This is a genomic window from Leptolyngbya sp. PCC 6406 (genome assembly GCF_000332095.2).
GTDB lineage: Bacteria > Cyanobacteriota > Cyanobacteriia > Phormidesmidales > Phormidesmidaceae > PCC-6406.
Window position 1 is genome coordinate 2,245,912 of record NZ_KI913949.1, and the last position, 14,153, is coordinate 2,260,064.

Genomic DNA, 14,153 nt, shown 5'->3' on the forward strand with positions numbered 1-14,153 from the left:
CAGCTTCCCACTCACCCCAACGGGGTGAGTGGGAAGCTGCCTTCTGCCTTGCGGTACTGGCAATCCTAGTGAGATGGGGTTGTGACAGAAACCCGAACCTGGCAACCAACTTTACACAGTAGTTGAATGAGCTGCTCGGTCGTGAAGCGGCTTAGTTCCCCATTCATTAAATTCTGCATCTGGGGTGAAGTCTGTCTCAGGGCTATGGCGGCTTCCACTGGCGTCCAGCCACGATTCTGAATACAGTGCTGGAGTTCTAACATCAGGTCGGTGCGGATTTTGAGACTAGCGGCTTCAGCCATCGCTAGGTCAAGGATATCTTGGTCCCAATCTAGGGCCGGAGGCTCAAGTACAGTCATGGTGAATTTCTTCCTTTGCTCAAAATAAACCGCATCGAACGCAAAACTATTTTAAGATGTGATATTTCGATGATCTGCTTCTTGCATCTTTCCTTAACGCAACGCCGAACACATGGATAAGCCTTTTTCCCTCATGATCCATGGGGGCTCGGGAACCCTAGAACATATCAAACGAGAAGGAAGCGAAGCAGACTTTACCCGCAGCCTCCACGACATCCTAGAGGCAGGTCGAAAAATTTTAGCGGCGGGGGGGGGTGCCCTTGACGCCGTTGAGCATTGTGCCATCTGTCTCGAAAATGACCCCCTTTACAACGCGGGGCGGGGCTCTGTCCTGAATGAGTACGGGGAAGTGGAAATGGACGCTGCCATTATGGATGGTCGGGATTTGGATGCAGGGTCCGTTGCGGGGATCACCTACATCAAAAACCCGATTGCCTTAGCCCGCTGCGTGCTCGATAAAAGTGAACATGTGATGCTGATCGGTAAAGGAGCTATGGAGTTTGCCAAGCTCCACAGCATCACGCGGATGGAGGATGACTACTTTGTCGTAGAGTCTCGCATTCGTCAGTGGCGGGAAGCCCAGCAGTCAGGTCGGATGATGCTGGACCACGAAGATGCGGAACCTCAATATAAGCTGGGCACTATTGGCGCTGTCGCCCGTGATCAGGCAGGTAACCTAGCTGCCGCCACCTCCACTGGAGGCATTGTCAACAAGCGCTGGGGCCGGGTGGGGGACAGTCCCATCATTGGGGCGGGCGTCTTTGCCGACAATGAAACCTGTGCCGTATCCGCCACAGGCTACGGAGAGCAGTTTCAGCGCACGGTGCTGAGTAAGACTATTTCCGATCTGATCTATTTCAAGGGTCTTTCTGGACCGGAGGCGGCGAAGGCAGGAATCCAATACCTGGTGGATAAGGTAAACGGTCTCGGGGGGGTGATTGTGATCGACCAAATGGGGCGGTGCGCCGTGGGTCACTCCACCTCGGGCATGATCTACGGCTGGATTGAGCATGGGGGCGATACCTATTGCAAGCTGTCCTGAGGAAGCAAACTCGCTCTCAGAAACAGGCCCTTAGAAACAGGTAAGTATCGGGACAGCCCTATGCTCCATCCCGATACTTAGACTTGCCGATATTGATAATTGCCTGCCTATTGGTGGGTGAGGTTCATTTGGCTGCTAGCCCGCTCCCCGTCTTGGCTAGCGGTGGCTGACACCGTGTAACGGGTACCGCGTCCGCTCAAGAGCCCCAGAGACACATTAATTTGGAACACGCCATTGGCGTCAGCGGTGACTTGGCTTTCTAAGAGGGTTTGTCCCACACTGGCGAGGCCAAAGATGGAGGTGCTACCCGTTACCTGAATATCCACTGTTGCCCCAGGCCGGGTCTGCCCGACCAGGGTAAAGCTGCCACCCCCTACAGTACTGTTATTGGTGGGGCTAGTGAAGACGGGGGCTAGGGGCACTGCGGTATTGGGCTTACCGGGCTGTTCTACCACGGTGCTGGGGCCAGTTGTCGCCGTGGCGGTGGCGGTAAATACTGCTGGCTGGGGTGCGATCGCATAGCTGGTCTGGCCTTCCCGGCGCAGACGCCCCACCACCACGCCCTCTGCTAGGCGAGTATTGGGGGTAACGGTCAAGGTGGCGACATAGACCCCGGCAGAAACCTCCTGAACTGGGAGGGTCTGGACAGTTTGACCGTCGCGCACCAGCAGTACAGATCCCTGAGATCCGGGGGTGCCGTTAATCGTGACTAAAAAGGTAGTGTTTGGCCCCAGCGGACTAGAGGCAGCGTTATGGGTAATGGAGGCGATCTCTACCGCCGGACGGGGGGCTTGCACCTGAAACTGCCAGGAGGATGTGCGCTTGAATCCGTCGCCGCCAATGTATTCCACCTGTACATTGACTGGCCCTGTGGGGAAGGGGGTACTGGGACGATAGGTAAAGAGGTTGGGGGTAATGGTGCTGGTACTGGTAACGTTCTGGCCGTTTACCAAGATCACGACTGACCCAGCTTGTACGGTACCGCTACTGGTGTCAAATTGCCCTGAGATCGCGGCATCCGGGGAAATATTCTGGGCGTTGACTGTAGGGCTGACGTTAACTACCCGTTGGGCCATTGCTGGTGCGATCGCACCAGGAGTCAACAACAGGGCACTGGTCAAGGCCAATAGAGACTTACGCATGGCTACCACTTAATCACTTCTCCGTTTGATAACTTCTTCGCCCCAGGGGTTACGGGCGTTCTTCGGTTGGGCCAGAAAGACATCGATCAGACAGAGTGTTTCTGACCGATAGTTCCAGAATAAGTTCCCAAAACCGCAAAAATCCGGCAATAAGTCTAAAAATCTTACCTAAGCATTTTTTCCAACTCCCATCACCGCTGTCGTCCTCAACTGCCCTGGGTAGAAGCAATCCGGGCCATCCGAGGACAGGAATCAGAACCCCATACTGCTCCTGCTGGCTCCAAACCTATCTCAGACACCTCAGCCCTCCCGCTTCGCAGGCTTGGCTAGGTCGTCTTCCCCCAACCCTAGATATGCCCGAGCAGATCTTGACCGGATCGCAAAACGGTATAATGCTGGGGTGTATGATAAGTTCTCCAGTTTTGAGTAGTGACTACATATTGATTTTCATCGGACTTCTAGATCATTCTCTTTAGCAAATTTCCTAGTTTGTCTTCTACAGATTCCTATAGATATTCAACCTTATAGGCTTTCCAGAAGCGCTAATTTTTCGCTAGAGTTTAGGCTCACGATCCTATTTATAGGCTCCTCTGCGCTCTCCGAATGTGTACTGGAAATCTGGCAACCTTTGAGGGTTGATATTCGTCTATACTGTCTTGGCGAATTTGTTTTGGGAAAAGATTCTCCCAAATTCAGGAGACTATATTTGGGTGCATCCTAATTATCCCAATGCCTCCCTTGTTACCTTTGAGGAGGCATCAAATGGGTGGGCACCGAACCTAAGACGGAAGCAGAGATCAAGAAGGTCATAATACGACTTTGATTTCTGAAGATCTTCGTAGTGCGGGTCGAACCGCGTTTGCGCAGTGTCTCCGCCAGGAGAAAACCCACGAAGAGGCTTACTCAAAGTTCATGCAGAATCGCTATGTTGGCTGGATTGTGTTTGAAGTTCTGTGTCTGAAAGTTCTCTGTATATCTCTAGCGTTTAACGAATCCCTATGCCTCAACCTATGAACCGCCTTTCCATCTTCGTGGATGGCAACAATATGTTTTACGCCCAGCAAAAAAACGGCTGGTTTTTTGACCCTAAACGGGTACTAGAGTTTTTTCTCGCTCTTGATGGTGGTCTGTCTCTGGTGAATGCCTTTTGGTATACCGGCCTCAAAGATCCCCAAGATCAGCGAGGATTTCGAGATGCCCTGATTAGTCTGGGCTACACTGTGCGCACAAAAATCTTGAAGGAATATTACGACGATAATTCCGGTCGATATTCCCAGAAGGCCAATCTAGATATTGAAATTGTGGTAGACATGTTTAATACCGTGGATCAATACGATCGCGTGGTGTTATTCAGCGGTGATGGGGACTTTGAGCGAGCGATCGAACTGCTGCGGTCCAAAAGTACCCACATTACCGTCGTCTCTACGGAGGGTATGATTGCCCGAGAACTCCGTAATGCCACTGACCGCTACCTAGATCTTAATGATATCCGTAGCCATATCGAGAAGGTGGATAATTATCACTAATCATCTCACTAACAATTCATCTCACTAACAATTATCACTCCTAGGCAATCAGAACAGTAGGACAACAGGGGGAGAGCACTGCGGTGGTTAGTTTGACGCCAGTGACGGCGTTAACGCCTTCTACTGTGGAGCCTAGACGGGCGGCGGGGCGGCCCGAAATCAGCACTGTGGGAGAACCGACGGTAATGGCTCCGACACAGACGGCTCCACTGACCAAATCTCCGATGACGGCGGCGGGCAAGCCCCCAATTAACACATTGGGAATGCCGGGTCCGGTGATCGGATCTGCGGTGACGGTGAGGTCAGTCAGTCTGGCGGCGGGGGTACCCATAGTTGTGGTGGGTCTAGTGACCATCAATGAGGATGCCTCAACGGTAGCATTAGCCCCCTGGATGGCCAAAGATGGCAAGGCATCGGTGGGACGGAGAGGGTCAGAAAACTCGACTTTTGGGGAGTTTACAGGGGACCACGAGCTGCGTAAGGTTGGGGCGGTATGCTGAGGGATGCCTGTGGTACAAGCTGGTGGCGATCGCACCCCTAATCCTCTAGGGCAGGGCTTGGCCTTTCCTCTACGGGTGAGTGTTCAGGGGGGGCTTCAGCTCAGTGCCCGAGAGCGGAATCTAGAGGACAGTATTCGCATCATTTTGGGCACCAGCGTCGGGGAGCGGATCTATCGCTCTGACTTTGGCTGTCGGCTGTCGGAGTTGGTGTTTGCCCCCTTAAATACCCAAACCCTGCTGCTGATTCGTCTATATGTTCAGGAGGCGCTGGTGAAGTGGGAACCTCGGATTGAGCTTCAGGAGGTGCGGACGGTGCCGGATCCGGTGCGGGGCCGGGTTGATATTTCGATTCTCTATCGCCCAAAGTCCGGTCACGATAGCCGTAGTCTGGTGTATCCCTTTTATCTGTTGCCCCCTGGGGAGGTGTCCTAGCTATGGACTTTTCCTTTTTGCCGAATCTGCCCAAGTCGGATCTTGACGATCGCACCTTTCAGGAACTGGTGGAGGAATGTATTCTTCGTATTCCTCGCTATTGCCCGGAATGGACGAATTACAATCCCTCCGACCCCGGCATTACCCTGGTGGAGCTATTTGCCTGGTTGACGGACCAGATGCTGCTGCGCTTCAACCAAGTGCCTCGGCGTAACTACGTTACCTTTTTGGAAATCTTGGGTATTCGTCTGCGGCCTCCGGTTCCGGCCCAGACTGCGGTTACTTTCTATCTCTCGGCGGCCCTGGAGGACCCCTACACCATTCCCGGTGGGACGGAGGTGGCTACGGAGCGCACGGAGACGGACGAGGCGGTGGTATTCAGTACCGATCGCCTGCTTACCCTGGGGACGCCGAGGATTCGCCACTTTTTGACCGCTGATGTTACCGAGACTCGGCCCCAGGTGCTGCGCGATCGCTTTTCTAATCTATGGACCCAGGACGCTCGGGGAGCCTGGACGGGGCGGGAGCAGCCCCTATTCCAGGAACAACCTGCGGTTAATAATTGTTTCTACTTGGTCTTTGAGCCGGAGGCCGCTCTAGATGGCAATGTTATTGCTGTCACCCTCCAGGGGGAGTCGGCGGGCTCTACCGGGATCAATCCTGACTATCCCCCTCGCCGTTGGGAAGCCTGGGATGGTCGGGTTTGGCAGCCTATTCTGCGCCAAGAGCAAGATGACGGGACGCGGGGTTTTAGTTTTGAAGACCCGACCCAAGTGGATGAAGGGGTGGGGCAGCGAGAGGCGGATGTAGTGTTGCATCTGCCTCTGGACTGGCCTGTGGATTATTTTGCGTCCTACCAGGGGCGCTGGCTGCGCTGTGTCTATACCAGCCCGGAGGATGAGCAGGCTACCTATCGGCGATCGCCCTTTCTCTCGGGGCTGGCGGCCCGCACCATTGGCGGCACGACTATGGTGAGCCAATGTACTGTGATTCGCGATGAACTACTGGGGGAGAGTGATGGCACTCCTGGCCAGCAGTTCCAACTCCAGGCTACAAATATCCTGCCCCGGCGAGAGGGGGAACATCTGGTGGTGATGCCGCCGATGGAGTTACCCCAGGTGTGGCAGGAGGTGCATGATTTTGCCGACTCGGGGCCGGAGGATCTGCATTACACTCTGGATTCGCTGACGGGGGAAATCCAGTTTGGGCCGTTAATTCGCGAGTCTGTTCACCTGCGTGAACAGACTCGGTTGCGCCAACAACAGCAGGTAGCGGGGCGGACTCCCACGGCGATGGAGCTGGCTGCGGCTGAATCTCAGCAGCGTCAGTATGGCAAGATACCCGCCCGAGGGGCGCGGCTGCACATGGCGGCCTATCGCACCGGGGGCGGACAGTTGGGAAATGTCCAGGCTGGCGCTATTGAGATTATTAAATCGGCGGTGCCCTATGTGACTGCTGTGCGGAATCACGGGGGGGCACTGGGGGGGGCTGATGGGGAGTCCCTGGAGGAGGCGGTGATTCGGGTGCCGCGTCTGCTGCGAACCCGCGATCGCGCTGTCACTCCAGAAGACTTTGAGACCCTGACGCTTCAGGCCAGTCGGGGGGTGGCTCGGGCCTACTGCCCCCGTGACCCCACCTATCAGGGAGAGGCGGGCAGTGTGCACCTGCGGGTGGTGCCTGCGGTAGATACGACACCTATTACCCGTGGGGAGGGGCTCCATCCCCGTAGCTTTGAGCTGTCTGATGGCCTGCGCCAACAGGTCATGGCCTTTTTAGACGAGCGGCGGTTGTTGGGCATTCAAGTTCAACTCCATGCACCCACCTATGTGGGGGTGTCGGTGCAGGCGGAGGTGGGGGTGGAGCCTGCTTACCGCAATTCTCAGGCCCAGCAGACCCTAGTAGAGACGTTGCAAACCCAGCTCTACCGCTTTTTGAATCCTGTGACCGGGGGTATGGATGGCCAGGGCTGGCCCTTTGGGGTGCCTTTGTACAAGTCCGACCTGATTGCCCTATTTCAACAGACGGTAGGGGTCCGATATCTGGGCACAATGCTCCTGTTTGAGCTGCGACTCCAGAACCGGACCTGGGTACGGACCTTGGCTACCAATGACACGATTGAGGTGGGTCCGGTGGGGTTGGTGTGCTCTTGGCGTGATCGCTTTTTGCGGTCGGGTCATACCATCAGTGTGATTAATTAACTCAACTCCGACCCGCGCCCTGGGCTGGGATACCCACTGAGTCCTGCACTGAATTCTGTCCTGCGACTAATGTTGCCCTGAGACCGCCTATGCTCTCCGTGACCCTCACCCCCATGCAGTTGCCCCCCGCTCTGGAAACAGCGGGGGGTACAGCTCTGGGTACCCCCTTGGACAGTACCCCCAGTGCCTGTCGGCTGCGGCTCTCGCCGGGGGAACCCAGCGAACTGGTGGTCCAGGTCCGCAACGATGAGAATCAACCCCTAGCGGTGCAGTTGCGGGTGGGTGGGGACTTTCCGAACCAGTGGTGTCAGGTGGGCCAGGAGGGGAACTCCCTACCTGCGGGTCGCCAGATGGATGCGGTGGTGCAGTTTGCCATTCCTGCCGACTATTTGGAGCAGCAGCCCCTAGGGCCGGGGGAGACCTTGAAGTTGACCTACAGCGGCCAAGTCGTCTTGGAGGGACGACCCCAGGAGGGCGGAAATGCCCTGTGGCAGTCTACTACTCCCTTTACCCTGGTGGTGCAGCCCCACAGCCTTTATCCTCGATTTTTGCCCGCCCTTTATCGTGAGGTGGACTTTATTGGTCGCCTACTAGCCATCTTTGAGCAGACCTTTGAGCCCGCTGTCCAAACAATGGACACCCTGTGGGCACACTTGGATCCCCTCACTGCTCCTACCACCCTGTTGCCCTTTTTGGCCCATTGGGTGGGGTGGCAAGCATTGCCCCAGTGGCCCTTGGCGGACCAACGGCGACTAATCCGTCAGGCCATGGAAATCTATCGCTTTCGCGGTACTCGCCGGGGTCTGTGTCTCTATCTGCACCTGTACACAGGTTTGCCCCTACCCTCCGCCGATACGCCGTCAGCGCAACAGGCGATCGCAATTGAGGAGGTCTTTAGCCGAGGCTTTATCCTCGGGGAGACGGCTTTGGGCCAAGATGCGGTACTCGGAGGTGGGCGGCCTTTTCACTTTCGGGTGCGGCTGCGTCCTCTCCTGGGCCATGCCATTGACGAAACCCTAGTTCGAACCATTATTGAGCAAGAAAAACCGGCCTTTTGCACCTATGATCTGACCGTTGAGCCCCAAGTTGTTCAACAATCTTCTGTATCTGCGATCGCAGGATAAAACCATCTGTGGTTGACCCCATCAACACCCCACTCCCCCACTCCCCAACTTCCCGCCCGATGACCGACTTCCCCTTCCGACCCGCCCCCATCCCTTTCAATCGCCTCCAGATTAGCGATGGTCTATTGATGACGGCTGATCTGTGGGAGCAGGCCCATGACTACCATCGCCAGCGCCAAAATTTTTACTACCAAGCGCTATTTCAACCAGGGATTATCTGGGGTTTAGGGGTGGCGGTATCAACGGCCCCGGAGGCGGTAGAAGCCCGCTATCGTGATCAGCGCTGGGTGCGGGTGCAACCCGGTGTTGCTATTGATGCCTTGGGCAACCCCATCGTGGTGTCGGAGGTGGTGGACTTTCGCTTGCAATCTGCCCCCCCCCGAGGGGAGGTGCATACCATTTTTCTGGTGCTGCGGTATTCTGACCCCCGCGATCGTGTTGCCAACGGTGCCTTGAGCAGCAGCCCAGAGACCTTTTCCCTGGTGGAAACCACAGCTCCTGAAGCAGCGGATGTGGAACTGTGTCGTCTCCTACTGACGGGGGGGAGTACTGCACTGGTCTCCACCGCAGATGTTCTAGCCCCTAACCCCCAAGAATTGGATCTCCGCTATCGCCAGTGGGCGCAGTCCCGCCCCCAGGGTACGGTGCAACTGGTGGAAATCCAGGAGGTGGGCAAAGACCTCCTGGAGCAAGAAACTGGGGGCATCGCGGTCTGGGACCAGGGACAAGTGGCCCCCTTAGCCCAAGCGGTGCCAGGACTCTATCCGGCCCTTGCCCCTTTACCCCCCCTGAGGCTAGATGCTACGGCCTTGGCCACGGCGGACCCTACCCCTTGGGACTGGCTTTACCTACCTGCCACCCTGGCCCGCTCTCTCCCCGTTTCTGCCCAAGCCACGCTCCAGCGTCACCTCGCCCAGGGTGGCGCACTGGTGGTGCCCGTTGCCATTGACGGTACGGCATTGACCAGCCTCTATCCTCTGGCGGCGGAATTCCAAACTGCGATCGCAGCCGCTGAGCGGGACGACACTACCGTTGACCTACGGGCGGATCTGCATCAGGAATTCCAAGCGGTGCAAAGCAATATTGCCAGCCAAGTGGACACCATATTACAGACCCTGGCCTCCTTCGCCGCTGCCGTGGGTTGCCCGCTCCAGGGCAGCGGTGCGATTGGGCCAGACCATTTGCTGCGGCAGCGCCCCTTTGTATTTGCAGGGTGGCCTAGCGCGGCAGGGTATCCCCTCCAGGTACGGGCTTGGGGGGGGCTCATAGTGGTCGTGGGTGCCCTCGCCGAGAGTTGGCGTCCCAATGTCGCCCTGTCTACCCCCCGAGAACAGCTTCGCAGCAGTCAGGAATTTGGGGTAAACCTGCTGTACTACGGCTGGTATCGGCGCTACCTCAGTCGCCTACAAGGGCTCCCCAACGCCGTTCGTTCCGGCCCCAGTGCCACTGATAGCCTGCGTGCCCGCCGCCCCGGAGACCCCCTGGCATGATTACGGAAACCCTCACCACTGAGCTTTCGACAGAGGTTCTAACCTTTCATCCCGATGGGCCACCGGCCCAGTTTGAGGTGTTGGTGCACAACACCAGCGCAAGTTTTGCCAGTTTTCAGCTTGACCTCTCCGCCGCTGGAGCCGATACCCAAACGGCTCATACCTGGTACCGAGTAGCCCCAGCGGTGTCTTCCAAAATCCCCAGTGGAGCCCGCACCCGCTTTCAGATCGAGTTGTTGGCCATGCCCCCAGTGCCCGTGGGCTTTAGCGGCACCATGAACCTGACGGTGCGGGTGTCTTCCCTGGAGCTACGGGACGAGGATCGCCAAATTCTACGCCTTGTGGTGGAGGGGAATAGCCGTATTCCCCCCCGCTTGGTGCTGCCCGTGAGCAGTTTCCAGGTCTACCCGGAAAAAAACCTGGAAATTCCGGTCCAGGTGCACAACCTCAATCGTCAAGCGGTGGATATTCACCTAGCACTAGCGGGTTTGCCCCGTCTCTGGCTACCGGAGGGGGATGAAAAGCCCCTCCACCTCCAGTCGGGGCAGACGCTAGATGTGCGATTCTTCTGCCAATTGCCTGCCCCCACCGCCGCCCCCAGTCGTCGCTATCCCCTCACAGTAACCGCGACCCAGGCCAATACCCTACCCGTGATCGCACAGGCGAGTCTGGAGGTACTGCCCCAGGGCTATTTAATCATGGCGTGTGAGCCCCAGCAGCAGCGTTTGCCCCAGCGGCGAGGGTGGTTTTACAATTCACCCTTGGCCCAGACTACCTTTGCGGTGCAGTTCACCAATGAAGGCAATGTGGCCCAGTCGGTAGAGGCCAGCGCCCACTACACCCTGCCCCAACTCCAGCGGCGCTTTGGCGGTACAGCGATCGATCCGGTAGCAACGGAATCCAACGGTGCGATGCCCCCTTTGGGCCAGTCCTCGACCATCGCACTTGAAGAGCAGGCTCCAGAAACTAGACGAGATCTCCAACCCCTGCCATCCCCTCCCCTAGACGTGGCAATAGACGCCCCAGTGGAGGATTGGGATCATTCCCCCCGTCGCCGCCCCTACCTGCAAATCACACCACCGGAACGCTTGGTGGAGGTGGGCGAGACCGCCACATTGGATCTTGAAGTGGTCCATCCCCTGCCCTGGTTAGGCTGGCCTCGCCGCCGCCAGCTCAAGGTGGAGGGATATACCTCTGGCAGCGATCTCCACCTCCGGCAAGAACAGGAGTTTCTCGACATCCAAGTCTTGCCGGTGATTCCCTTTTGGCTCCAGTTGGCGGCAGCGGGCATGGGGATTTTGTTGACCCTGTGGCTATGGTGGGCCTTTCTTCACCGAGGCCATCGAGGTGTGGTGAATGCGGTACAGTTCAGTGGCCAAGGTCATGAACTCATCAGTGCTGGCGATGATCAAGCCCTACTGCGCTGGGGTATTTTCGGCAGGGTTGAGTGGCGTTCCCGAACTTGGAGAAGGGATAAGGCCCTGCGGGTAGCGGCCTATCGCCCCAATAACAACAACCAGATCTGGGTCGGCTTTGAAAATGGTCAGATCGAGGGCTGGGATCTTTTGTCCAAGCGGGTGTATACCCTCAACTATGCCCAAGATGATCGCGTGTTTGATCTGGCGTTACCCGCTGCGGGGCAAACGCTCTTCAGCGCCCACGGCAGTGGTCTGGTGTTGGAATGGAACATTACGCCAGGTCAAATTCCCCTGAGTCAAACCCAACCCCAACGAGGGTTTGAGACCGGGTTTGCGGTCCAAGCCCTAGCTATGGCGGGGGCGGCAGAGCAGCATCTGGTGGCGGCGGGGCGCTTTAATCGTTTGGTGCTGCTGGATTTGGAAACGGAAACCTTTCAACCTCTCGACTATCCACCGGGGGATGGGAACCAGTACATCTGGGATGTGGCTACGGCGGCGGAGAAACCGACGCTACTGGCGGTGGCTGACAGCCAGGGCCGTCTTAGTCTTTGGGATTTAGCCCCCTGTTTGCCGGGGAATTTCCCCGGTGGGGGAAATCAGCCCTGTCGGCTCCTAGACGACTGGGGAACCGGCCATGAAGGGCTACCCGTGCGGAGTATCGCCCTTTCTGCCGATGGGTGTTATCTCGTCAGTGGGGGTGAGGATGGTCATGTGGTCATGTGGCCCCTCAATAGCGAAGGGCGACGCCGCCCCGGCGCTCAGGAGGGGGTACGCTGGCACCGGGGGCGAGGGGCAGCCACCTCTGTGGATATCCAACAACAAGCCCGTCGCTTGCTGGTGGCCTATGGCACCGAAAGTGGCGCGGTGAATTTAGAGGCCCGTCCTATTCCCGCTAGTACTTTACCTCCGGGGGAATGTGCGGTTGGCCGGTGATGGGGTGGGTGGTAGGAATTTTGAATTTTGAATTTTGAATTTAATATCCCGTAGGGGCGCGGTTTCCGCGCCCAATGCAGGGTGTTGCCGTAGGGGCAATCCCTTGTGGTTGTCCTTGTTGCCGGGTGACCGATATTGGGGTGGTGGGGTAGGGGCGCGGTTTCCGCGCCCAATGCAGAGAGTGACAGATATAGCGGTTCCCTAAGGGATGAGGTATAGCTCAACTTGATGGCAATTCGGGGAACAAGGGGCTTAAGCCCCTTGCCTGTACTTAACCCGAGTGAGAAGCGCTATAGATCCCGTAGGGGCAATCCCTTGCCTGTCCTGAGCCAAATTGAAGCGCCCTTGTCACCCGTTAAGAATCACGGGTTAAAGCTGTTCGTTTATCAAACAGGGGCGAACCTCCCCTAGAACCCCATTCCCATTAACACCACCCTTGGGTTGATACCCTTGGGTCCACTAGGCAGCTCCAGATCGCGCTTTAGGCAGATGGAGACAGGGATGAGGGCAACCGAATATCTGGCCCCACCAGATCCGACAACTTTTCCACATCGTAAAGGAGCATGGCGATCCGCTCTAGGCCCAGGCCCCAGGCCACGGTGGACTTGTCGCCGCAGCCTAGGGGGGTCAGCATTTCCTGACGGAAGAGGCCCGAGTTACCTACCTCCAAATACTGCTGGCTGGGGGGATGGTAGGCGTAGACTTCCAGGGAAGGCTCCGTATAGGGGTTGTAGGTAGGTTTGAGCTTGAGGTTTTTGAACCCCAGCCGTTCGTAGAAATAAATCAGATAGCCCATTAAGGTGCGGACACTCAGCAGTTCCCCCACCACCACCCCTTCAATCTGGTGGAACTCCGCCAGATGGGTGCGATCCACCGTTTCATTGCGAAAGACCTTATCGATGGAAAAATACTTGCCGTCCCGGCCCTGGATCTGGTGCAGGCGACGGGCAGTGGAGGTGGTGGTATGGGCACGGAGGATGGCGCGGCTGGCCTCCGCCTCGGTCCATTGACCGCCGTAGTTGGCCTCGTGAACCTGGCGCACCTGTTCGACTAGATCGCGGTCCTCCGGCAGGGGCACCGTTTGGGGATTGGCTAGATAAAAGGTGTCTTGCACCTCCCGAGCGGGGTGATCTTGGGGGGTAAACAGAGCGTCGAAGTTCCAGAAGGCAGACTCCACGATGCAGCCGGCCATCTCATCGAAGCCCATATTCAGGAAAATATCGCGGATGCGCTCGATGCACTGGGTCAGGAGCGTAGGGCGACCGTAGGGCACATCGGGGACGGGAGCCTGAATGTCGTATGCCTTGAGGACAATATTCTGCCACTGGCCAGACAAAATCAGATCGCTGGTGAGGGCGGTCACGACGGGCTGGAGATTGAGGTCTCGCAGGGGCTCCAACACGGTCAGCCGATAGTCGCTTTGCCCTTGGCGAGCCACATAGCCCTGTTGCTGGAGCCAGTCCAGGGCTTCAGCGGCATCGGGGCCGGGAACCTGCCCGGATTTCAGTGCCTCGTAGGTGGCCTGGTACTGGGGATAGGGCACCAGGGCGTCCGGTTGCACCAGGGCGATGGTTTTGATGGTATTGCCTGGATCACCGATCGGCCCTTGATCATGGCGCAGATCCACAATATGTCCCTTTCGCAGCGCCCCGTAGTGGAGGCTAAAGGCTTCCCCCAATACAGTTAGGAGAGTGGACACATCGGTCACACCCTGGAGCAACTGCGCCGCTAGGGCCGCCCCTGGAATGCCCTCTTGTAATCCCTGTCCTTTGGCGGTCAAGCCCCAGGTTTCATGGGTCTGCTCCTGCCACTCCACTGCCCCCGCTAGGGCACCGCTGAGCAAAAAGCCCTTGATGAAATTGAAGTCGAAGCCGTGCTGGGTGCAGTGCGATCGCAAACTGTCCACCCGCTGCACCTGCTGGAGCTGTTGGACAAACTGACGCTGTTTTCCGGTGAATTGAGCAGGGTCCAGCACCGCACATCTCATCG

General features: G+C 57.3%; 11 protein-coding genes. 7 read left to right on the forward strand and 4 right to left on the reverse strand.

Annotated features, from left to right (window positions below; translation table 11 throughout):
• Positions 1-65: 65 nt before the first annotated feature.
• On the reverse strand, positions 66-359 hold the full coding sequence (locus LEP6406_RS0210125; protein ID WP_008319200.1) for a helix-turn-helix domain-containing protein: 294 nt from the start codon (positions 357-359) through the stop codon (positions 66-68).
• Positions 360-471: 112 nt separating this feature from the next.
• Here LEP6406_RS0210125 and LEP6406_RS0210130 point away from each other — a divergent pair, with 112 nt between their 5' ends.
• Positions 472-1,401, forward strand: a complete 930-nt coding sequence (locus tag LEP6406_RS0210130; RefSeq protein ID WP_008319203.1) for an isoaspartyl peptidase/L-asparaginase family protein — start codon at positions 472-474, stop codon at positions 1,399-1,401.
• A gap of 107 nt (positions 1,402-1,508) precedes the next feature.
• Here the strand turns inward: LEP6406_RS0210130 and LEP6406_RS0210135 are convergent, their stop codons facing one another.
• Positions 1,509-2,543, reverse strand: coding sequence for a hypothetical protein (locus tag LEP6406_RS0210135; protein WP_008319205.1), 1,035 nt, complete (start codon positions 2,541-2,543; stop codon positions 1,509-1,511).
• A 998-nt stretch (positions 2,544-3,541) separates the two neighbouring features.
• Between LEP6406_RS0210135 and LEP6406_RS0210140 the strand changes: the two genes are divergently transcribed.
• Positions 3,542-4,069, forward strand: a complete 528-nt coding sequence (locus tag LEP6406_RS0210140) for a LabA-like NYN domain-containing protein (RefSeq protein ID WP_027269020.1) — start codon at positions 3,542-3,544, stop codon at positions 4,067-4,069.
• A gap of 40 nt (positions 4,070-4,109) precedes the next feature.
• Here LEP6406_RS0210140 and LEP6406_RS0210145 read toward each other — a convergent pair whose 3' ends face one another.
• Positions 4,110-4,424 carry a PAAR domain-containing protein gene (locus LEP6406_RS0210145; protein ID WP_263971161.1) on the reverse strand — a complete coding sequence of 105 codons (315 nt, stop codon included), beginning with the start codon at positions 4,422-4,424 and terminating at the stop codon, positions 4,110-4,112.
• A gap of 148 nt (positions 4,425-4,572) precedes the next feature.
• On the opposite strand from LEP6406_RS0210145, the gene LEP6406_RS0210150 reads away from it, so the two are divergent.
• From LEP6406_RS0210150 to LEP6406_RS0210170, 5 genes are all read left to right on the forward strand, one after another.
• On the forward strand, positions 4,573-5,001 hold the full coding sequence (locus LEP6406_RS0210150; RefSeq protein ID WP_008319210.1) for a GPW/gp25 family protein: 429 nt from the start codon (positions 4,573-4,575) through the stop codon (positions 4,999-5,001).
• A gap of 2 nt (positions 5,002-5,003) precedes the next feature.
• Positions 5,004-7,199 carry a putative baseplate assembly protein gene (locus LEP6406_RS0210155; RefSeq protein ID WP_008319212.1) on the forward strand — a complete coding sequence of 732 codons (2,196 nt, stop codon included), beginning with the start codon at positions 5,004-5,006 and terminating at the stop codon, positions 7,197-7,199.
• Positions 7,200-7,288: 89 nt separating this feature from the next.
• Positions 7,289-8,323 (forward strand): phage tail protein, encoded by a 1,035-nt coding sequence (locus LEP6406_RS27405; protein WP_008319214.1) that lies wholly within the window; start codon positions 7,289-7,291, stop codon positions 8,321-8,323.
• An 8-nt stretch (positions 8,324-8,331) separates the two neighbouring features.
• Positions 8,332-9,813 carry a hypothetical protein gene (locus LEP6406_RS0210165; protein WP_027269021.1) on the forward strand — a complete coding sequence of 494 codons (1,482 nt, stop codon included), beginning with the start codon at positions 8,332-8,334 and terminating at the stop codon, positions 9,811-9,813.
• Positions 9,810-12,164, forward strand: coding sequence for a WD40 repeat domain-containing protein (locus tag LEP6406_RS0210170; protein WP_008319218.1), 2,355 nt, complete (start codon positions 9,810-9,812; stop codon positions 12,162-12,164). Before LEP6406_RS0210165 ends, LEP6406_RS0210170 begins: the two co-directional genes overlap by 4 nt.
• Before the next feature lie 481 nt (positions 12,165-12,645).
• Here LEP6406_RS0210170 and LEP6406_RS0210175 read toward each other — a convergent pair whose 3' ends face one another.
• Positions 12,646-14,139 (reverse strand): phenylalanine--tRNA ligase subunit alpha, encoded by a 1,494-nt coding sequence (locus LEP6406_RS0210175; RefSeq protein ID WP_036030003.1) that lies wholly within the window; start codon positions 14,137-14,139, stop codon positions 12,646-12,648.
• Between the last annotated feature and the right edge of the window lie 14 nt (positions 14,140-14,153).